The following is a 20,744-nucleotide window of genomic DNA, read 5'->3' as shown; positions in this document are numbered from 1 at the left end:
GCCGTCGATGTCACCGTGCCAGATACTCCCGAAGCTGCTCGTCGGCGTCACGCGGCACGAAGCCGGTGGCCTCGAGCTTCGACAGATCGAGCACGCTGTTCGACGGCCGCGGCGCGACCGGACCGTTCGCCGAGGCGAAGTAGTCCGCCGTGCTGACGCCCGATACGCGCGACGCCTCAGCGCCGGTGATCGCGAAGATGTCCGCGGCGATGGCGGCCCACGTTCGCGGCTCACCGGAGCCGGTGACGTTGTACGTGCCGTACGGCGCTCCGGAGTCGAGGAGGTGCACGATGGCCCGTGCGATCTCCGACGCGAACGTCAGACGCCCGCGCTGGTCGTTCACCACCGACGGATCGATGCCCCGCTCGGCCAGGGATGCCATCGTGCGCACGAAGTTCTTGCCCTCGCCGATGACCCACGACGTTCGCAGGATGTAGTGCCGTGGCGCCGTGGCCACGGCGATGTCGCCCGCGGCCTTCGACTGCCCGTAGACGCCGAGCGGACAGAGGGCGTCGTCTTCGCGATAGGGCCGGTCCTCGGTGCCGTCGAAGACGTAGTCGCTCGACACGTGCACCACCGTGACCCCGTACTCCGCCGCGATCTTCGCGAGTCGAGCCGGCCCCTCGGCATTGGCCGTCCACGCGTCCCGGCGGCCGTCGGGGGTCTCGGCCTGATCCACGGCGGTGTAGGCACCGGCGTTCACGATGACGGCGTAGTCACGCCAGCGACGTGCTCCGACGATGCCGGGGTCGGCGAGGTCGAAGTCTGCGCGCGTGGTCCACTCCACGCGGGCGTCCTCGCCGAACTCGGCACGCAGGGCGCTCCCGAGCTGACCCCCGGCACCGACGACGAGGACCTTCTTCGCGGCGATGCGCGTGACATCGGCGAGTCGGGGATGCGCTCGATCCTTCTCGGAGATCTCGACCTCCGAGAGCGGGATCGGCCAGGCGATCGCTGCCGTCTCGTCGGCGAGGTTCAGGAACGAGTAGGAGGCGTCCGGCGACCAGTGGTCGTTGACGAGGTACGTGTATGCGGTGTCGGCCTCGAGCGTCTGGTAGGCGTTGCCCACTCCTCGCGGCACGAAGACGGCACGGGACGGATCGACCTCGACGGTGAAGGTCTTCCCGAAACTCGGCCCCTCACGCAGGTCGACCCACGCACCGAAGATCCGCCCCGTCGCCACGGACACCCACTTGTCCCAGGGCTCGGCGTGGATCCCTCGGGTCGTGCCGACCGCATCGTTGAAGGAGATGTTGTTCTGAACGGGACCGAAATCCGGCAGGCCGGCAGCCGTCATCTTCTCCCGCTGCCAGTTCTCCTTGAACCATCCTCGGGAGTCGCCGTGAACCGGCAGATCGAAGACGACCAGACCGGGGATCGGTGTCTCGGTGACGGACAGCGCCTTCCCGAATTCGATCTCACTCACGCGCGGTCACTGCCCCTTCGAGGCGTAGAAGGCCTCCGTGCGGTCCTTGGAGGGAGCCCACCACGACTCGTTGTCGCGATACCACGCGATCGTGGCGGCCAGCCCGGACTCGAAGTCCGCGAACTGCGGCGACCAGCCGAGCTCGGTGCGGAGCTTGGTCGAGTCGATCGCGTACCGCAGATCGTGCCCGGCGCGATCCGTCACGTGGTCGTAGGCATCGCGGGGCTGACCCATCTCCTGCAGGATCAACTCCACGACCTCTTTGTTGTTGCGCTCCCCGTCGGCGCCGATGAGGTACGTCTCGCCGATCCGGCCCTTCTCCAGAATGGTCAGCACCGCGGAAGAATGATCGTTGGCGTGGATCCAGTCGCGCACGTTCTCCCCCGCTCCGTAGAGCTTGGGACGGATGCCGCGGAGCACGTTCGTGATCTGCCGGGGGATGAACTTCTCGACGTGCTGGTAGGGCCCGTAGTTGTTGGAGCAGTTCGAGATCGTCGCCTCCACCCCGAACGACCGCACCCACGCGCGCACAAGGAGGTCGCTTCCCGCCTTGGTCGAGGAGTACGGCGACGAAGGGTTGTACGGCGTCTGCTCGGTGAACCGCTCCGGGTCGTCGAGCTCCAGATCGCCGTAGACCTCGTCGGTGGAGATGTGGTGGAACCGGGTCCGGTGCTTCCTCGCCGCTTCCAGCAGCGTGTAGGTCCCGACGATGTTCGTGTCGAGGAACGGACGCGGGCTGTGCAGCGAGTTGTCGTTGTGCGATTCCGCCGCATAGTGCACCACGGCGTCGGCCTCAGCGGTCAACCCGTCGACGAGCTCCGCGTCGGTGATGTCGCCCTGGACGAACCGGACACGCGATTCGGGCAGACCGGCCAGCGATTCGCGGTTGCCCGCATAGGTCAGCGCGTCGAGCACCGTCACGTCGTACTCGGTGTTCTCGATGACGTAGTGCACGAAGTTGGAACCGATGAAGCCGGCTCCTCCCGTCACGAGCAGGCGGGTCATGCGTTTCCTCTCTTCAGCAGATCGAGCAGATAAGCGCCGTAGCCGCTCTTCACGAGCTTCGTCGCCCTCTCGCGCAGCTCCTCGTCGGAGAGGAATCCCTGACGCCAGGCGACCTCTTCGGGGACGCCGATCTTCAGCGAGGTACGACGTTCCATGGTGCGGACGTACTCCGCCGCATCTGTCATCTGGTCGAATGTGCCCGTGTCGAGCCAGGCCGTGCCCCGAGGGAGCACCTCGACCTGCAACGATCCACGCTCGAGGTAGGCCCGGTTGACGTCCGTGATCTCGTACTCCCCGCGCGCTGACGGCTTCAGTTCGCGCGCGATCTGAACGACGTCGTTGTCGTAGAAGTACAGGCCGGGAACCGCGTAGTTGCTCTTCGGAGCCGAGGGCTTCTCCTCGAGCGAGACCGCGATCCCCTCTGCATCGAACTCCACGACCCCGTACGCCTCCGGCTCGGCGACCCAGTAGGCGAAGATCGCTCCGCCCTGGATCTTCTCGAACCGCTGCAGACGGCTCCCCAATCCGGGCCCGTAGAGCAGGTTGTCGCCCAGGACGAGGGCGACGCTGTCGTCGCCGATGAAATCCGCGCCGATGGTGAACGCCTGCGCGAGACCGTCCGGGGAGGGCTGCTGGGCGAACGAGAGGTTGACTCCGAACTGCGAGCCGTCGCCGAGCAGCCGTTCGAAGTGCGCGGCGTCGTGCGGCGTCGTGATGACGAGGATGTCTCGGATGCCAGCGAGCATGAGCGTCGACAGCGGGTAGTAGACCATGGGCTTGTCGTACACGGGGATGAGCTGCTTCGAGACGCCCAGGGTGATGGGGTGCAATCGAGTACCGGATCCGCCCGCGAGAATGATGCCTTTCACCCCCATATCGTGCCACATTCCCCTCAGTGGCCCGAACTCCCGTTCACTCGCGTCACATCATCAACACTGGTATCGGCAGTATATTTACGCCACAATGAGCGAGTGACCGCCTACTCATCCCCCTCGCTGCGCGGTGTCATCGCCGGTGCAGCGGCGTTCGTCGTGGCTGCGGCCCTCCTCGTGGCGGCACCCGTCACCGCTTCGGCCTCCACGTCTGCTGTGGCGTCAGGCGGGGTCGCGGTGACCGTGCAGACCGCGTCCGGCTCCCCGTCGGTGGACTCGTCCATCCGCAAGACGGCAGACATGTCGCAGTTCCGCCCGGGCAACATCATCTCCGACGCCGTGTTCTTCGACCGGAGCACGATGGATGCGGGGCAGATCCAGGCCTTCCTGAACTCCAAGGTCGGCGTGTGCCGCTCGTCCTACGCGTGTCTCAAGACCTACTCCCAGCACACGCCGAACAAGGCGGCCGACGCGTACTGCAACGGCTACTCGGCAGGACTCAGCGAGCTGGCGTCCACGATCATCGCCAAGGTCGCACAGTCCTGCGGCATCAACCCCCAGGTGCTGCTGACGATCCTCGAGAAGGAGCAGAGCCTCGTCACCTCCGCCTACCCCGACGCCGGCAGGTTCACGAAGGCGATGGGGCACGCCTGCCCGGACACCGCCGCCTGCGACCCCGCGTTCGCAGGCTTCTTCCATCAGGTCTATGGGGCGGCACGGCAGTTCAAGATCTACGCGGAGGGGAAATGGTTCACGTACTACGCACCCGGTAGGACGTGGAACATCCTCTACAACCCCAACCACGCGTGCGGGAGCGCCCCGGTGTACGTCGAGAACACCGCCACGGCCGCCCTCTACTACTACACGCCCTACCAGCCGAACCGCGCAGCCCTGAACAATCAATACGGGCTGGGAGACGGCTGCTCCGCCTACGGCAACCGCAACTTCTTCCGCATCTTCACCGACTGGTTCGGCAGCACCCAGGGCAAACGCCTGTCGCTCGTCCGCGCCTCGAACAGCAACGAGGTCTACCTCGTGTCGGCGGGCAGCAAGCACTACGTCACGAATCCCTCCGATCTGAGCGCCCTGAGCGTGCGGCTCGGAGCCCTGCAGGTGGTCTCTCCGGAGTACCTCGCCGCCGTCCCCACGGGGAACCGCGTGATCCGCCTGATCAGAGACGGCCGCAACGGCGCGATGTACCTGCTGCAGCCGGACGGGACGAAGCATCACTTCGCGTCCGCCGGTCTGATCTCCCGCTACGGCATGCGGGTCGAGGACTATCTCCCGCTTTCGCCGGAGCACATCGACGCGTTCCCGACGGGTACGCCGGTGGGCGATTTCTTCCGTTCGGAGGACTCCCCCGACTACTTCCGCTGGGAGAACGGGCAGCGACGCCACATCGCGAACGGACTCGCCTGGCAGCAGCAGAGGGCGGCGGCGGGCGACTACGTCGCGGTGTTCCCTGCGGGGAACGCGGCCTACCCGCCGCGCGGCAGGGCCATTCTGGCGCCTGGCACCCTCGTGAAGGAGTCGTCGCGGGACGAGGTGTACATCGTCGGCACGGGCACCGAGCTCATGCACATCCCGACCTGGGAGCTCAGCGCCGATGCGGGCATCACCGCGTATCAGCCGGTGCCGGACGGCACCTTCTCCGGCTACAAGACGGTGACCGGACTCGCCCCGTTCGTCGTCTGCGGCAACGAGAATCTCGTCACGGACGGGGGTCGCATGGGACGACTGGCGACGGCACCGCCCGGGGTGCAGATGCCGCGCCTCCCGGACTCGATCTGCGCGGTTCTGCCGCGGAGCAACGCCACCATCGCGGCACCGCTGTTCATCAAGTCCAAGACCGCCGATCCCATCTACGAGCTGCGTGACGGAAAGCTCCGGCACGTGCAATCAGGAGCTCGGCTGCTCGAGCTCAACGGCGGTCGCTTCCCTTACACCGTGACCTGGTCCTCTCAGACGATCGCCGCATATCCCAAGGGAGCGCCTCACCTCGCCGAGAACGCCTTCGTGTCCTTCGGCGACGAGAAGATCTATGTGATGCGGGGCGGGCAGCTGCGTCACGTCACCACCCAGCAGCAGTTGATCGCTCTCGCCGGCCCCGTCTGGCCGATTCCGGTCGCAAAGCTCGACGCATCCTTCTTCGGGGCGTATCAGGTGGGAGCGCCCCTGCCGTGATGCGCGGAGCGCTCAGAGCCCGTCCCATAGAATGACAGCATGAGTTCGTCCCTCGACCGGGTCCTGGTCATCGTTCCCGCATGGAACGAGGAGCGCAACGTCGGCAGGACAGTCGCGGAGATCCGCGCCGCTCTCCCCCACACGGACGTCCTCGTCGTCGACGACGGGTCCACCGACTCCACCGCCGCCGTCGCGCGGGATGCCGGAGCATCTGTGCTGCAACTGCCGTTCAACCTCGGCGTCGGCGGCGCGATGCGCGCCGGCTACGTCCGAGCGCAGCGAGGCGGGTACGAAGCGGCGATCCAGGTGGACGCGGACGGTCAGCATAACCCAGTGGACATCCGCAGCATCGTCGGGGCGCTCGAGCACGCCGACATCGCCATCGGCGCACGTTTCGCCGACGTCGGCGACTACAAGAGTCGCGGGCCACGGCGCTGGGCGATGGTGGTGCTCGCGAAGGTCCTCTCCCGAGTCGCGCGAACGCCGCTCACCGATGTGACCAGCGGCTTCCGCGCCGGCAACCGGCGGGCCATCGACCAATACGTCGACTACTATCCCGCTGAGTACCTGGGAGACACCATCGACTCCTTGGTGGCGGCCGTGCACGCGGGGCTGACCGTCACCCAGGTCCCGGTGGCGATGCGCCCGCGCATGCACGGCACGCCGAGCCAGGGATTCTTCGGGTCGACCCTGTATCTGATGCGCTCGGTGATGGCGCTCGGACTTTCGATCATGCGTCGTCCCGCCGTACACCGAACGCAGGGAGAGAACCGATGATCGTCGCCGGAGCCATCGGACTCGCGATCGTCATCCTCGGGGTCGTCCTGACGCTCCTGCTCAAGCGTCAGCTGCGTGAGAAGTACGCCATCATCTGGTTGGTGATCGGACTGGCGGTGCTGCTCTTGGGGATCTTCCCGCAGGCGCTGACCTTCCTCACCGCGAGTCTGGGTTTCCAGGTCCCAGCCAACCTCCTGTTCACGCTCGCTATCTTCCTCCTGCTCGCAGCGACGCTTCACCTCTCTTGGGAACTGTCTCAGGCGGAGGAGGAGATCAGGCGGCTGGCCGAGGAGGCGGCTATCGGCCGCCTCGATCGAGAGGACCAGGAGTCACGGATCTCCGAACTCGAACGATCGGTGGAAGACCTTCGGCGTCAGTCCCACGCCGCCCCCGAGCAGGACGCTTAAGCGCTCACCCTCGCACTCGCCGCACGAGCGCACGCCCGCGGACGAGGATGCCCGCGAACCAGCTGGCGAGATACTCGAGACGGAAGCGGCGCGAGACACGGCCGTCCGTCACAGCCTGCCGCAGCAGGCGGTGAAGCGCGGAGAAGCGGCGCGCCGCAGAGAAGTACGAGTCGATCTCGGCGAGGCGCGCGCTCGTGCCGAGGTCCGTCCGCTGGATCAGAGTGTCGGCGAGGAGCTGCCGCCACCCGACGTTGAGCCAGAACACCATGCGCGCCAGCGCGAAGGGGCTGCGTGATCCCTCCCACTTCTGAGCCAGGTCGAACGCCGTGCGCACGGATCCCAGCGGTCCGCCCGGCCCCGTCATCCCGCTCGGATCACCGAAGACATTCCCCTGATGCTGCACATAGTCCTGCAGTACGTCCGGGAGCATGCGCGTTCCGCGCCCTGACGCCGCCACCACGGCGAGCCAATGGTCGTGCGCCGCTGTCCGCGTCGACACCGTCGGAAACGGCAGCGCGACCGAGAGGATCTCAGGCCGGAACACGAAGGCCGAACCGCTGAACTGGTTGTCGAGGAGCGTTCCGACCAGATCCGGGTCGTGGCGCGAGGTCACACCGAGAACGCGCCCCGAGGGCTTCTCGACGAGGCGCGACTGGGCACTCACCAGGTCGACCTCCGTGAGATGAGGCAACAGCACCTCGAGTTTGTGCGGGTACCACTCGTCGTCCTGGTCGCTGAGCGCGACCCACCGAGCCTCGGGATCGACGGCGCGGATGCCGTGCTCGAAGTTGAGGATGAATCCGCGCCGACTGCCGTCGCCGATGACGCGGAAGCGAGGGTCGCCCTGCGTCGAGGACACGACGAGCTCGGCGATCGGTCGCGGGTCCCCGTCCACGGTGATCACGCACTCCCAGTCCTCGATGGACTGCGACCTGATCGACAGCAGCTGACTGCGGAACAGCTCCGGATCCGGCTGGTATGCCGCGAGCACGATCGATCCGAATTGTTCGCGCACAGCGACGTTCCCTCCGCAGATGAGCTCCTCAGTCTACTGTGCGGTGGGGAGCACGCCGAGCGGATAGGGTGGTTCAGTCGGAACGAGGGAAGGGCGACCAGTGCACGCGATCTGGGCGATCATCTCGACGTTCCGACCCGACGAGGACTTCCTGAACTCGTACGATTCGATCGCCGCGCAGGTCGAGCGCGTCGTCGTGGTCGACGACGCCAGCGGCGCGGACTACGTGGCCGTCCTGTCTGCCATCGCTGATCGCGGTGCGATCGTGGAACGCTTGCCGCAGAACTCGGGAATCGCAGCGGCACTCAATCGCGGGTACGAGATAGCGGTCGCGGGGGGTGCGTCACGCATCCTCTCCTTCGACCAGGACTCGCACATCGATCCGGGATACGTTCGATCGGTCGACGCCGCACTGGACCATGCCGTCGCTCGAGGGCACAGGGTCGGCCTCGTCGTGCCCGAGTACTTCGCCGACGTCCGTCAAGCACACGCACGTCTCGACGACGGGACCTTGCTGGCCAGGAACATCATCCAATCCGGGATGCTCGTCGAAGCCGCGGTCCTCGAGGACGTCGGCATGATGCGCTCGGACTTCTTCATCGATCTCGTCGACACCGAGTTCGAGCTCCGGGTCCGCGCCAGCGGTTACCGCACCATCGCCGCGCCCGGCGCCGCTCTCGCGCACCAACTCGGCCGGCAGTACGCGCGGATGCTCTTCGGGCGGCCGCTGAGCCTGCCCGGTCTCCCCGCTGTGACGACTTTCAGCACGCCGTTCCGATACTTCTACCGGGTCCGGAACCGCATCGTCCTCAATCGTCTGCACGCTCGCTCCGCCCCGGGGCAGATCCTCCGCGACACGCTCATCGACGTCCTCCATTTCGCGAACGCGGCCGTCGTCGCCCGCCCGCGCGCGACCTTCGCAGCCGTTCTCCGCGCGGGCGTGAACGCCGGACTGCGCCGACGCATGGGGCGTATGCCTGACTCGCTCGCGGTCCGAGCCGCCACTGTGTCATGGAATGCACCCCTGGTCGAGGGCGGCGGCGTTCTCGACCGGGCACAAGGAGCCGCGGATGAGGGCTGAACGGTGAGACGCCCCCGCGGTCTCGTCGCACTTCGCCGGCTGAGCGGATTCACCGTCTCCGTGGCGATCACGGCGGTGATCAGCGTGGCCGCGATCCCGACGCTCATCACCGCACTCGGCGCGGGTGCATGGGCGCAGATCGGTGTCGCGCAGACATTCGTCCAGTTCGCCGCGATCTTCGTCGGTTTCGGTTGGGGTGCCACGGGCCCGGCCCTCGTCGCGAGCACCGCGCTCGCCCGGCGCCACTCCCTCTTCCTCGAATCGCTGCGCTCGCGTCTCATTCTCGCGGCGGTGGCCGCACCGCTCAGCTTCGCGATCCTCGCCGTGATGCTCCGGGGAGACGCGCTCATCGCAGGACTCGGGACCGTCGCCTACCTCCTGCCGGCACTCGGCGGGACCTGGTACTACGCGGGAGCCGCGAAGCCCGCACGGCTTCTTCTGATGAACACGCTTCCTACGGCTCTCGGCACGATCTCCGGCATCGTGGCTGCGCACATCACACACCAAGCCTGGTCCTTCCTCGCCCTGCAGGCTGTCGGATCCGGCGTCGCCGCCGCGTGCGACAGCGCGTACATCTGGCGGCATACCCGCGAGACCGCCGACGGCACCGAACCGCGACCGACGCGCACCGTGCTCTCCTCCCAGCGACACGCCGTCGTGACCTCTGCGACGAGTTCGCTCTACGTCACGCTCCCGGTGCTGGCGATCAATGCCTTCCTCGGCGACGGTCCCGCTCTCGCCTCCTACCTCATCGCGGACCGCATGTTCCGCTTCGCATCCATCGCCTTCCTCCCCGTCCAGCAGTTCTTCCAGGGGTGGGTTCCGGAGATCCCCGCCGAGTTCTCCCGCCGCACGCGGATCGCGACGATCGCCGCGGTCGCGATCGGGACGCTGGGCGGAGCGTGCATCGCGTTCCTCTCCCCCGTGTTCGGTCCGATACTCGGCGCGAACGAGGTCGGCGTGCCCCTCGCCGTGAGCATCCCGCTCGGCGTCGCGTTCATCGGCATCGGGACCACGGCGGTGGTGGGATACGCGTGCCTGGTGGCGGTCGGGCGCACGAAGGCGCTGGCCGGCAGCACCGTCGTCGGGGCCGCGGTCGGCGCACCGCTGATCTTGTTCGGCGCCGGGACGGGCTCGCTGCTGCTCGTCGCGTCGGCCGTCGCCGTGTCCGAGATCTGCGTCGCGATCTACCAGCTCTTCGCCCTGCGCACCGCGCTTCGGGCCGGGAATGGACTGCCCGCCCCGGTGTCCGATCCGGACGAGGACCGCGACCACTCCGCGTCGAGACAGGAGGAACCCGATGCCTGAGCGTCCGTCCGTCAGCGTCTGCATGGCGACGTACAACGGATCCCGCTTCGTGCGGGAGCAGATCGACTCGATTCTCGCGCAGCTGCATGAGCATGACGAGCTGCTCGTCATCGACGACGAGAGCACGGACGGGACCGCCGACCTCGTGGAAGACATCGGCGATCGCAGGATCGTGGTGCATCGGAACGCGCGCAACCTCGGCTACGTCCGCACGTTCGAGCGCGCGCTGACCCTGGCGCGTAACGAGGTGCTCGTCCTGTCGGACCAGGACGACGTCTGGATCGACGGACGCCTCGACGCGCTGGTCGATGCGACAGCCTCGCACGCCGTGGTCGCATCGAACCTTCTCCTGCTCGAGTCGCACGCTCCGCTACGATCGCCGATCACGGGCCGCCCATGGCTCCTGCGATCGCGAGACGCGGCGCGCAGGATGCGCAACGAGGCGCGCATCCTGCTCGGCGACGCTCCCTACTTCGGGTGCACGATGGCTCTCCGGCGCGACGCGCTCGATCTCGTGCTGCCCTTCCCCGACCACCTCGATGAGTCGCACGACCTCTGGATCGCCACCGTCGCGAACGCGTCGGCCGTGCTCGGGCACCTCGAGCAGCCGACCCTTCTGCGGCGTGTGCACTCGGACAACGCATCGACCCCGCGGCCGAGAGGCGTCAGAGCGGCGCTGAGGTCCCGGCTCCTGCTGCTCCGTCTGTGGCGCGAGGCGCGCCGGCGTCGGTCGTCGCTGCGTTCTCGTTGAGGGTCGTGCCGGACGGCGGCGCCGATCCTCGCGCGAGCCGGATGAAGTGCCGCTCGACGAGCATCCAGCTCGCCCAGCCGAGGAGGAACGTCGCGATCGTCGTGATGGCGAGGTAGACGCCCATTCCGAAGGCGGCACCACCGACGATCACCGTGAGTTGCTGCACCGGCCAGGCATAGATGTAGAACCCGTAAGAGACGTCGTTGCGAGCGATCCACGCGGGCTGCGGGACGACCGTCGAGAGATAGAGCAGCGCATAGCCGATGAGCGGCGCGGCGAGCGGCCCTCCCGCGATGGGGACGAACACCATGAGCACACCGGCCAGAGGGATGCTGGCGATGCCCAGGATCGGCGAGAGTCCCCATCTCTGCACGACGAGGTAGATCAACGAGCCGCCAAGGAAGTACGGCAGAAGGCGTGTGAAAAGGCCGAAGTCGCCGTCGAGTCCCCCGGTGATGCCGCTGGCGAAGGCGATCCTCACGAGCACCGACAGCATCCACAGCACGGCGACCACGGAGATCGACTTCCGGTAGATCGCGAGACCGCCCAGCAACCACACCGTCAGGTAGCAGAGGAACTCGAAATACAGCGTCCAGAGGGAGCCGTTCCACGCGTCCGGATAGGGCACATCCGACAGCGACGCGCCGATCTGATAATGGTCGACGTGGAGGAAGAGATTCCCCCAGATGTACTCCAACGGTGTCGGGCCGTTCGAGAAGTACCCGGCGATCGTCCCGTGCGTCAGCACCTGAGCGATCGGCCCGAAGACGAATGCCGTCATCACGAGGCATACGACGAAGGCAGGCATGATCCGGGCGATGCGGTGCAGCAGGAACGTCCCGGGGTTGCTCCGGAACCTCGAGCGCGTGATCAGGAATCCGCTGATGACGAAGAACCCGATGACGGCCCAGCCGCCGAGATTCTCGCCGTTGAAGCCGGGACTGTCCGAGCGTCCGACGACGTAGTACCCGTGGGCGAACAGCACGAGGAACGCGAGGATCAAGCGGAAGAGGTTCAGACTGTTGTCCCGGTACGGGAACGCTCTCGACCTCCTCAGAGCGATTCTCACTTGAGAAGGTTCCGCTGCGCCATCTCGTCGAGCGATCGCTGATACTGATCCTCTTCGACCGGCTCCGACAGCACCCATTCGACGAACGCCGCCACGCCTTCCCGGAAGCCGACGCGCGGAGTGAAGCCGAGCCGGTCCGCCAGGTGCGACGTGTCGGCGACGTTGTGCCGGATGTCGCCGAGTCGATAGTTGCCGGAGATGCGCGTCGGAACCTCGCGACCGAAGGCCGAGAACAGTGCCTCGACGACCTCGTTGACGGTCGTCGCCACGCCGGATCCCACGTTGAAGATCTCTCCGGCTGCCCGCGGGTCCGTCGCCGCGAGATAGGTGGCTTCGACCACGTCGTCGATGTACACGAAGTCCCGGCTCTCCTCGCCGTCCTCGAAGATGTTGATCTCCTTGCCCTGTCGGATGAGCGTGGAGAAGATCGAGAGGATGCCGGTGTAGGGGTTCTTCAGAGACTGACCCGGCCCGTAGACGTTCTGATAGCGCACCGCGGCGGCCTCGACACCGATCGTCGGCGCGACGGTCATCACCAGCGATTCCTGCATCTGCTTCGTGATGCCGTAGACCGACGAGGGGTGCAGCAGTGCACTCTCGTCGGTCGGGATGACCCGGAGCGGTCCTTCGCCCGGCAGATGCACGTCGAAGTCACCGGCTGCCATGTCGGCATCCGCGCGATGGCCGGGGAAGACCCTCCGCCCGTCCTGAGTGAGGTAGGCGCCCTCCCCGTAGATCGACCGCGACGAGGCGATGACAACCCGTCCGACACCGTGGTCCTCGTTGGCCAGGATATCGAGGAGCTTGGCCGTGCCTCCGACGTTGGCTCCGACATAGCGGTCGATCTCGTACATCGATTGTCCCGTGCCGGTCTCTGCGGCGAGGTGCACGACGATCGTCGCACCGGCGAGCGCCCGCCTGAGGTCGTCCACCGACTCGACGGAGCCGACGACGACGTCGGCGACGCCGTCGAGTGAACGCAGCAGCGGCGACGTCGTCTCGGGGTCGTCCCCGTGCACCTGCGGAATCAACGAGTCGAGGACCGTGATCCGGTGACCGTCCTGTGCGAACCGCGCTGCGAGCCTGGTGCCGATGAATCCGGCGCCTCCGGTGATGAGCACGTGTTCGGGCATACGGGGGCCTCCTGCAGGTGTGTCTACTCGCGAGTGGACGTCCACTCCGCTCAGACCGCGAAGATGTGCGCCAGCGTCGATTGTAGCCCAGCGCGATCTCCGTGCCTGAAGACGTGAGGCAGCTCGGTGACCGCATGCAACCGCGACATCACGCGGGCGCGAGCCGTCGCGCTGGTGCGTCGCCAGTTCCTCTCATCGGCGAGTCGCCGTGCGACCGCCAGGTACGCACGTTCATCGCGGAACCGACGTCCGTCGAGGAGCGTCTTCTGGGATGCGCTGGAACCGTGACGGCGGTACGAGAACGCGAGTTCGGGCACGTACGCGAGCGATCCACCCGCGAAGGCGATGTCCATGAGCAGCGCGAGATCCTGGATGATCGGGAGCCCGTCACGGAAGTCGATCCGCGCAAGGGTTTCAGTGCGGAACGTGAGGGACGGCCAGTACAGCCAGTCCCCGCGCATGAGGCTCGTGGCCATCCGCTCCCCTCTGAGCACGGCGATGCCTTCGCCGCCGCGCGGAGCCAGAAGGCCCTGCTTGACCCGGTCGACGAGTGGACGCACGACGGCTCCCGTCTCATCGATCACCTGCACGCCGGGCTGGATCACATCCACGTCCGGGAGGCGCGCGATCACCCTCTTCACGAGAGCGACGTAGTTCGGATGCAGGAGGTCATCGCATCCCAGGATCGTGATGTGCGACGTCGTCGCGCGGCGGATCGCCTCGCGGTAGTTCTCCGTGATCCCGAGGTTCTTCTCGTTGCGGGTGTAATGGATGCGCGGGTCGTCGATTCCTGCGAAGTACTCCGGGACGGAGGCGTCCGGATAGCAGTCGTCGATGACGATGAGCCGCCAGTCCTCGTCGGTCTGTGCCCGGACGGAGTCGACGGTCTCTCTCAGCAGCCCGGGATCCCCCCAGAACGGCACGAAGATCTCCAGCGTCATGTCCTCATTCTCCCCGCTCTTCGCTTCCGCTGTCCCGCGATGCGCTCATCCGCAGAGCACCACCCTGTAGAGGACGGCGTCGCCCACCTCGTCCACCTTCTCGACCGCGTCGGAGGTCGAAAGGCGGTCGAGTCCCTCGTAGGGGTGTTCGCCGCCGTTGACCTCCTGCGTGCCGAAGTCGAGCACGTACTCCACACCGAGGTCGTCGAGAGCCTCGCAGACGTCCGAAGCGCCGGCGCGGGCGCTGTCGAGTCGATCGAGCAGCACGGACATCTCCTCGGTGATGTCCATCAGCGTGTGCGGCATCACCACACGACGATCCGCGATGGCGTAGGCGAGCGCGGTGCCCGTCCACGGGCTTCCGAGGATGACCGCGTCCTCCGGGACCTCGTCGTCGAGACGTTCGATCAGGGCGAGTTCGTCGGATGTCAGCAGCTGGGACTGCGGGGTGGTCGCGAAGGCGCCGTGCGCGCTGCTCACGGCTTGACGCATGTTGGTCGCCTGCGGGAGCACCACGAGCACCAGCACGACTCCGGCCGCCAGCACCGCACGCCGTACGCCGCGCCGCGGGATCCGCTGCGCGGCGAGTCGCGCGAGTTCCCACAGTCTGGATCCGCCGATCGCAGCGAGCGGCACCCAGGCGATCGCGAGGATCGCGGCGAGGCGAGGAGCGTTGTTGTACCAGGCTCCGGTGAGGATGTCCCGCGGCGTCCAGTACGGGAGACCTGAGACGACGATGTAGAGTCCCCCGGCGGCGAGGAGGAATCCGACGGCCATCCAGTCCGTGGCATCGCGACGCCGGAGGGCGACGACAAGACCCGCGATGACGAGGACGCTGACGACGATGTTCACCGGCCCGAACCACACGGAGCCGGTCAGCACCTCGCCGATCGCCTGGCCGACGGTCTCGGTGGGCAGCCAGGAACGCGCGTCGGCCGGGGGACGTAGGACGTACCAGAAGGCGAGCACCGCGACCGCGTACACGGCCGCGCCCGCCGAAGAGAGGAGCTTCGCTCGTCGCGTCGCGTCCGAGAAGAGCAGCAGGAGCCAGCGCACCGTCAGCGCGACGCTCAGGAACACCAAGAGGGCGACGAAACCGCCGGGGTGTGCGACGGCGATCGCGGGAAACGTCCCGAGCGCGCCGACGAGCAGCGGCCAGCGTTCGCTCCAGGTCCGCCTCGCGCTCGCGGTGATGACGAGTGCGAGGGGGACGGCGATCATGCTCAGCGACATCATGTACGGGAACAGCACTCCGTACTCGATGAGAAGCAGGGGGAACGCGGGGATCGCCACCGCGACCGCCGCGGCCGCGATCAGCGCTGAGGCCGACGACCCGATCAGGGTCCGCGTGAGAAGCAGCGTCGAGACCGGCCACGCGAACGCGCCGAACAGGATCATCGTCGCGTTCGAGGCGATCGGGATGCTCACGCCCGTGAGCTGTACGACGAGCGAGACGACCGCATGCCACCCCGAGGGATAGAAGGGCAGGCCGCCCGATTCGGCACTGGTCATCGACCCGATCGTGAACGGGGACACCGAGCCCGTGTCGAGCGCGTACCGCACGGCGTTGAGATGGAAGATGTTGTCGAACGTCTGCGAGATGTTCTCGGGGCGGCCGATCACGAGGAGCAGCTGGACAACGAGGACGAGCACCGCCGCGGCGAGTGCGGCGAGGGCCGCACGCGGCATCCTCGTCTCCGACCGCAGCGCGCTCGTGGGGAACCACGGCATGACGCGCAGGACGAGCGCGATCACGGCGATCGCGCCGGTGGCGGCGAGGACCGGGATGATCCCCCAGGAGAGTCCGAGCACGGGCGCCGCGATGGCACCGAGCACGATGGCCGTGACCCCCGCCGGGACCGAGAGGGCCGAGGCGACGTGTCCCCGCGCGCCGAGCAGCAGAGAGACCACGAGGCCGGGGACGAGAACGACGGCGGCGACCGCCGCGACGGCCAGGCCGAGGTCGATCCATCCCATGCGCGCGTGGCCTCCCTGGTTCCGGCGTCCGGCGGTCGGGCACCGGCGTCGATCCTATCGATGTTCGCCTGGATGCCAGCCGACACACCGGATCCGGCCTGTGCTCATCGTCTTCGGCGAGAATCTATGATTGGTGAGGCGTTCCGCCCGAACAGGACGCCCGACGGAGGTGGAGAGCACGGTGTCACACGCACCCGCGCCCCTGGATCAGCGCATGATCCAGCCCGGCGCGAGCACCGGTCTGTTCGACGTCTTCCGTCGTCGCTACCTGCTCAGCCTGATCGTGCGCAAAGAGGTCGGCATCCGCTATCGCGGGTCCGTGCTGGGCTGGCTGTGGTCCTACGTCAAGCCGCTCATCCAGTTCCTGGTCTTCTTCTTCGCGCTGGGCGTGTTCCTGAGGCTCAACGACAGCATCGAGTACTACCCGCTGTACCTTCTGTCCGGGATCACCGCGGTGACGTTCTTCAACGAGTCGTTCTCGAACGCGACCAAGTCGCTCGTGGAGAACGCGGCTCTGATCAAGAAGATCTACTTCCCGCGCCAGATGTTCCCGATCGCGAGCACGATGGTCGCCGCCATCAACACCGTGCCGCAGATCATCGTCGTGATCGTGATCGCGCTGTTCTTCGGATGGTCGCCGACGTTCATCGGCGTCGGCGCCCTCCTGTTCGGCCTCGTCATCATCGCGCTGCTCGCGACGGGCCTCGGCATGCTGTTCGGAGCCGTGAACGTGACGTTCCGCGACGCGCAGAGCTTCGTCGAGATCATCGTGATGGTGTCGGTGTGGGCGTCGCCGGTGATGTACCAGTGGCAGATGGTCGCCACGAAGGTCCCCGACTGGCTGTTCCAGCTCTACGCCCTCAACCCGATCACGGGCGCCGTCGAGCTGTTCCACTTCGGGATCTGGCACGCCCTGGATCCCGCGAACGCGCAGCCCCTCCCGTCGCTGTGGGTGCATGCGCTCGTCGCCCTGGCGGTGTCCATCGTCTTCTTGATCATCGGCGAGCTCGTCTTCCGCCGCCTGGAGGGTCGCTTTGCACAGGATCTCTGACACCTCGCGCATCCGCGTGGAGGACGTCCACAAGCACTTCAAGCTTCGCCACACGCACTCCATCAAGGAGACCTTCGTCGCCGCGATGAGGCGCAAGCCGCTCACTTCCGATTTCCAGGCCCTGGACGGGGTCTCCTTCGACATCGGCGAGGGCGAGGCGGTCGCGCTGCTCGGGTTCAACGGCTCGGGCAAGTCCACGATGCTCAAGCTGATCTCAGGCGTCCTGCGCCCCGATGAGGGTCGGGTCCTCACGCGAGGGCGAGTCGCCGGACTGATCGAGGTCGGCGCGGGATTCCACCCCGACCTCTCGGGCAGAGAGAACGTCTACCTCAACGCGGCCATCCTCGGCATGTCCAAGCAGGAGACCAAGGATCAGTTCGACTCCATCGTCGAATTCAGCGAGATTGAGAAGTTCATCGACACCGAGGTGAAGCACTACTCCTCCGGGATGTTCCTCCGACTCGCGTTCTCGGTCGCCATCCACACCCACGTGGACGTCCTGCTCATCGACGAGATCCTGTCGGTCGGTGACGAGCCGTTCCAGAGGAAGTGCCTAGCCCGCGTGCGGGAGTTGCACGCACAGGGGAAGACACTGGTCGTCGTGAGCCACGACCTGAACATGGTCTCGGACCTCTGCGAGCGGGGGATCCTCCTCGAAGGCGGCAAGGTGCGCTTCGACGGCGCGAGCAAGAGCGCAGTGGAGCTCATGCGGTCCTGACTCCCGCCCCTCGCACACAGCAGGTCACAGGTCGGCGTGCAGCCCCCAGACACGTTCGCCGGCGCCATGCCAGGAGAACGCGCGGGACCGATCTGCAGCCAGCACGCTGAGGCGTCGAGCCGCGGCTCCCGTCGCGTCGACCACGGCACCCTCGATATCGCCCTCGGCGACGATCGTGCCTCCGTCCGCGATGACGTCGCGGTGCACGCCGATGTCGCGCGCGACGATCGGCACCCCGAGCGTCATGGCTTCGACGGCGCGCCAGGGCCACGCCGCGACGTCGTCCGTCGCGACGAAGGCCGCGGCGCCGGCGAGCAGGGCTGCACGGTCCTCCGCAGGGAGGGCGGAGCGGATGCGGGCTCGAGCCTCGGGGAGACCGGCGGCGGCCGCGATCTCCGCGAACCGGGGCTCCGCACCCTCCGGCGCGTCCAGCACCACGGCATCCGCGTCCGCGGCGGCAGCCGCCCGGAAGCCCGCCTCGATACTCGCCGGCCGTCCGGTGACGACGATGTAGCGGTCGGGGACCATCAGGGCGGCACGGCGCCCTGCCGCGTCGAGCGGCACGACGAATCCGGACGGCGCTGCTCCGGGGATCACCCGGATCCGCTCCCCCAGCTTGGCGATCTCTGCGAGTCGCCCACCGATGGAGTGCGTGGGCACGACGACCGCGTCCGCGTGCTTCACCGCGCGCTTGAGCATGGCCCGATGCGATGAGACCGCGGATTTCGCCATTGTCTCCGGGGCATCCCAGGCCTTCAGGTCCCACAGCGTGACCGTCGTCTGATCGTTGTCGTGCACCCGATCGTGCCGCACGAGCGGCGCCATCAGCGACGCGGAGTGGATGAGCCCACCGCCGACTCCCGGCACGATCCCCATCTGCCAGGAAGCCGCGAGCTCGCGGCGCGCCAGCGCCAGCCGGTGCACAGCGGCGAGGCCGGGCACCGCCACATCGCCCTGAGCGGGGACGATCGCTTCGACGTCGCATCCGGACGGCGCCGTGTCAACGAGAGCGCGTGTCAGGTCGAGAGCCGCCCAGGCCTGATCCTGATCGACGACATGCGCCAGTTGATCCAGAACGACACGCAACCGAGCACCCATGCGACAAGCGTAATCTCCGGCCTCGTCGAATCCCGGAGGCGGCGCGGAGCGACGCCGATATGCGGCACGTGCTTGAATGCAGAGGTGAGTGACGGACGCCTGCCGGTACGTCGCCGATGGTTGCGGTGGACCGTCGGCGTGATCCTGACCCTTCTCGTGCTCGCGATCGGGTGGGTGACGGTGCGCGGCATCGGCGCCGTGAGCGACCTGCAGCAGATCTCGAAGTCCGCCACGCAGCTGAAGTCCGCGATCGGCGAGGGCGACCTGGAGCGGGCGTCCAGATTGTCCGACCGCGTCGCCCATCACGCCGAGTCCGCGCACGGACTCACCTCCGACCCCGTCTGGCAGGCGTTCGGCGTGCTGCCGTGGATCGGCCCGAACTTCTCGGCGGTCAGCGACATCGCCGCGATCGCGGACGACGTCGCGTCGGATGCCCTCATCCCCGTCCTCGATGTCGCAGGCAGGCTCGACCTGGCGAGCCTCGGGTTCTCCGGGGGGCGGATCGACCTCACACCCTTCGCCGCGATCGAGCCCCCGCTGGCCGACGCGTCCGCCACGCTGAGCGCCGCTGAGGAGCGCGCGCTGACCATCGACGCCGGTGCGACGCTCCCTCCGCTGGCCGACGCGGTCGGCGAGATGCGGTCGGCCGTCACGCAGGCGGCCACGGTCGTCGGCTCCCTGCACGGCGCAGCCGCGCTGCTGCCGAGCATGCTCGGCGCGGAGGGCCCGAGGAACTATGTCGTCGCGATGCAGAACAACGCGGAGCTGCGCTCATCCGGAGGGATCATCGGGGCCATCGCACTGCTGCACGCGGAGAACGGTCAGATCAGCCTCGTCCAGCAGGCCTCGACGCTCGACTTTCCGCCGCTCGCCGAGTCGCTTCCGCTGAGTGAATCCACCGTCGCGCTCTTCGAGGACCGTCCGGGTCGCTACCTGCAGAACATCACGAGCATCCCCGACTTCACCGAGGCCGGGGCGCTCGTCGCCACCAGGTGGCAGCAGCGTTTCGGGACGCCCATCGACGGAGTCATCGCCGTGGATGCCGTCGTGACCGAGAACCTCCTCGCCGCGACCGGACCGCTCACCTTCGGACCGTTCGCCGTCACCGAGGACGATGTCGTGAGCCTCCTCGTCTCGGGCATCTACTCGGCAGTGCCCGACCCGGCTGCGCAGGACCAGATCTTCGCCGAGGCGGCCGGTGCGCTGTTCGGAGCAGCGCTGTCAGGCACCGATCCGAAGGCCCTGGTCGCAGCTCTCGCCGCGTCGGCCGAGCAGGATCGCATCCGGATCTGGAGCGCGCACGAGGAGGAGGAGGCCTTCCTCGCCGGAACAGCTCTCGGCGGTGCGCTCCCCCGAGACGACGTGAGCAGTCACGTGGGCGTGCTCTTCAACGACACGACGGGCGCCAAGATGGACTACTACACCGACGCGGCCATCAGGACCGCGGTCGGGCGGTGCGACGGAGAGCCGACGACGCGGGTGAGCGTCACCTGGACGAACGACGCACCCGCGGATGCCGGAACGACCCTCCCCGAGTACGTCACGGGAGGAGGGACGTACGGCGTCGAACCCGGCACAGTGCGCACGCTCATCACGGTGTTCGGCCCGGAAGGGGCGACTCCGTCTCGCGTGGACCGAGAGGGCGGCGGCGGGGACGACGACGTGCAGACGGCGCTGCTCGGAGCGCGCTCGGCCGTGCAGCAGGAGGTGCTGCTCGCTCCGGGCGAGTCGGCCACGGTCACGGTCGACTTCCAGGGGACGGGCGCCGGCGAACGACTGACAGAGGTCGAGCACACGCCGATGATCCGGAATCCCGAGATCTTGCGCGAAGAACTTCGTTGCACTCCGTGACTTTCGTCGAAGCATGATGTAGTCTCTAGTCCACTGGGGAATAACTGGGTTCACCAATCCTGTCGTGGGGACAGGATGAG

General features: G+C 67.4%; 18 protein-coding genes. 9 read left to right on the top strand and 9 right to left on the bottom strand.

Annotated elements, in window-relative coordinates:
• Nucleotides 1–10: 10 nt before the first annotated feature.
• The 3 genes from rfbD to rfbA are packed head-to-tail and all read right to left on the bottom strand — an operon-like array spanning nt 11 to nt 3,300.
• Entirely contained in the window at nt 11–1,426 is a 1,416-nt protein-coding gene (rfbD, locus tag RAC81_RS00325) for a dTDP-4-dehydrorhamnose reductase (protein ID WP_375080446.1), read from the bottom strand.
• A 6-nt stretch (nt 1,427–1,432) separates the two neighbouring features.
• Complete coding sequence (rfbB, locus tag RAC81_RS00320) at nt 1,433–2,431, bottom strand: dTDP-glucose 4,6-dehydratase (protein WP_375080445.1); 999 nt, start codon at nt 2,429–2,431, stop codon at nt 1,433–1,435.
• Complete coding sequence (gene rfbA / locus RAC81_RS00315) at nt 2,428–3,300, bottom strand: glucose-1-phosphate thymidylyltransferase RfbA (protein WP_375080443.1); 873 nt, start codon at nt 3,298–3,300, stop codon at nt 2,428–2,430. Before rfbA ends, rfbB begins: the two co-directional genes overlap by 4 nt.
• Before the next feature lie 102 nt (nt 3,301–3,402).
• Between rfbA and RAC81_RS00310 the strand changes: the two genes are divergently transcribed.
• Genes RAC81_RS00310 through RAC81_RS00300 form a run of 3 tightly spaced genes read left to right on the top strand, consistent with a single transcriptional unit; the run spans nt 3,403 to nt 6,671 of the window.
• A complete protein-coding gene (locus tag RAC81_RS00310; protein ID WP_375080442.1) occupies nt 3,403–5,487 on the top strand; it encodes a hypothetical protein in 2,085 nt (694 codons plus the stop codon).
• 39 nt (nt 5,488–5,526) lie between these two features.
• Nucleotides 5,527–6,264 carry a glycosyltransferase family 2 protein gene (locus RAC81_RS00305; protein WP_375080441.1) on the top strand — a complete coding sequence of 246 codons (738 nt, stop codon included), beginning with the start codon at nt 5,527–5,529 and terminating at the stop codon, nt 6,262–6,264.
• Nucleotides 6,261–6,671: a DUF2304 domain-containing protein gene (locus RAC81_RS00300; RefSeq protein ID WP_375080440.1), complete on the top strand. Its 411-nt coding sequence runs from the start codon at nt 6,261–6,263 to the stop codon at nt 6,669–6,671. Before RAC81_RS00305 ends, RAC81_RS00300 begins: the two co-directional genes overlap by 4 nt.
• Before the next feature lie 4 nt (nt 6,672–6,675).
• Here RAC81_RS00300 and RAC81_RS00295 read toward each other — a convergent pair whose 3' ends face one another.
• Complete coding sequence (locus RAC81_RS00295) at nt 6,676–7,686, bottom strand: glycosyltransferase (RefSeq protein WP_375080439.1); 1,011 nt, start codon at nt 7,684–7,686, stop codon at nt 6,676–6,678.
• Nucleotides 7,687–7,786: 100 nt separating this feature from the next.
• Between RAC81_RS00295 and RAC81_RS00290 the strand changes: the two genes are divergently transcribed.
• From RAC81_RS00290 to RAC81_RS00280, 3 genes are read left to right on the top strand one after another with little or no spacing between them, the layout of a single operon-like run.
• Nucleotides 7,787–8,767: a glycosyltransferase gene (locus tag RAC81_RS00290; protein WP_375080438.1), complete on the top strand. Its 981-nt coding sequence runs from the start codon at nt 7,787–7,789 to the stop codon at nt 8,765–8,767.
• A gap of 3 nt (nt 8,768–8,770) precedes the next feature.
• Nucleotides 8,771–10,075, top strand: coding sequence for a lipopolysaccharide biosynthesis protein (locus tag RAC81_RS00285; RefSeq protein ID WP_375080437.1), 1,305 nt, complete (start codon nt 8,771–8,773; stop codon nt 10,073–10,075).
• Entirely contained in the window at nt 10,068–10,826 is a 759-nt protein-coding gene (locus RAC81_RS00280; RefSeq protein ID WP_375080436.1) for a glycosyltransferase, read from the top strand. The genes RAC81_RS00285 and RAC81_RS00280 overlap by 8 nt, the downstream gene beginning before the upstream one ends.
• Here RAC81_RS00280 and RAC81_RS00275 read toward each other — a convergent pair.
• The 4 genes from RAC81_RS00275 to RAC81_RS00260 are packed head-to-tail and all read right to left on the bottom strand — an operon-like array spanning nt 10,741 to nt 15,946.
• Nucleotides 10,741–11,973 (bottom strand): acyltransferase family protein, encoded by a 1,233-nt coding sequence (locus RAC81_RS00275; protein ID WP_375080435.1) that lies wholly within the window; start codon nt 11,971–11,973, stop codon nt 10,741–10,743. The genes RAC81_RS00280 and RAC81_RS00275 overlap by 86 nt on opposite strands.
• Nucleotides 11,892–13,028, bottom strand: a complete 1,137-nt coding sequence (locus RAC81_RS00270) for an NAD-dependent epimerase/dehydratase family protein (RefSeq protein WP_375080434.1) — start codon at nt 13,026–13,028, stop codon at nt 11,892–11,894. Before RAC81_RS00270 ends, RAC81_RS00275 begins: the two co-directional genes overlap by 82 nt.
• Nucleotides 13,029–13,078: 50 nt before the next feature.
• Entirely contained in the window at nt 13,079–13,969 is an 891-nt protein-coding gene (locus tag RAC81_RS00265) for a glycosyltransferase family 2 protein (RefSeq protein WP_375080433.1), read from the bottom strand.
• A 45-nt stretch (nt 13,970–14,014) separates the two neighbouring features.
• Nucleotides 14,015–15,946, bottom strand: a complete 1,932-nt coding sequence (locus RAC81_RS00260) for a DUF6541 family protein (RefSeq protein ID WP_375080432.1) — start codon at nt 15,944–15,946, stop codon at nt 14,015–14,017.
• Nucleotides 15,947–16,127: 181 nt separating this feature from the next.
• On the opposite strand from RAC81_RS00260, the gene RAC81_RS00255 reads away from it, so the two are divergent.
• On the top strand, nt 16,128–16,997 hold the full coding sequence (locus RAC81_RS00255) for an ABC transporter permease (protein WP_375080431.1): 870 nt from the start codon (nt 16,128–16,130) through the stop codon (nt 16,995–16,997).
• The gene (locus RAC81_RS00250) at nt 16,981–17,715 is read left to right on the top strand and encodes an ABC transporter ATP-binding protein (RefSeq protein ID WP_375080430.1); all 735 of its coding nucleotides are present in this window, start codon (nt 16,981–16,983) and stop codon (nt 17,713–17,715) included. Before RAC81_RS00255 ends, RAC81_RS00250 begins: the two co-directional genes overlap by 17 nt.
• Before the next feature lie 24 nt (nt 17,716–17,739).
• On the opposite strand, the gene RAC81_RS00245 is transcribed toward RAC81_RS00250, so the two are convergent.
• Nucleotides 17,740–18,813 carry a glycosyltransferase gene (locus tag RAC81_RS00245; RefSeq protein ID WP_375080429.1) on the bottom strand — a complete coding sequence of 358 codons (1,074 nt, stop codon included), beginning with the start codon at nt 18,811–18,813 and terminating at the stop codon, nt 17,740–17,742.
• A gap of 84 nt (nt 18,814–18,897) precedes the next feature.
• Here RAC81_RS00245 and RAC81_RS00240 point away from each other — a divergent pair, with 84 nt between their 5' ends.
• Nucleotides 18,898–20,664 carry a DUF4012 domain-containing protein gene (locus RAC81_RS00240; RefSeq protein WP_375080428.1) on the top strand — a complete coding sequence of 589 codons (1,767 nt, stop codon included), beginning with the start codon at nt 18,898–18,900 and terminating at the stop codon, nt 20,662–20,664.
• Nucleotides 20,665–20,744 lie beyond the last annotated feature (80 nt).

The organism is Microbacterium sp. CR_7 (genome assembly GCF_041954755.1).
Classification (GTDB): domain Bacteria; phylum Actinomycetota; class Actinomycetes; order Actinomycetales; family Microbacteriaceae; genus Microbacterium.
Note: the sequence above shows the minus strand (reverse complement) of the source record. Positions and strands in the feature narration are given on the sequence as shown.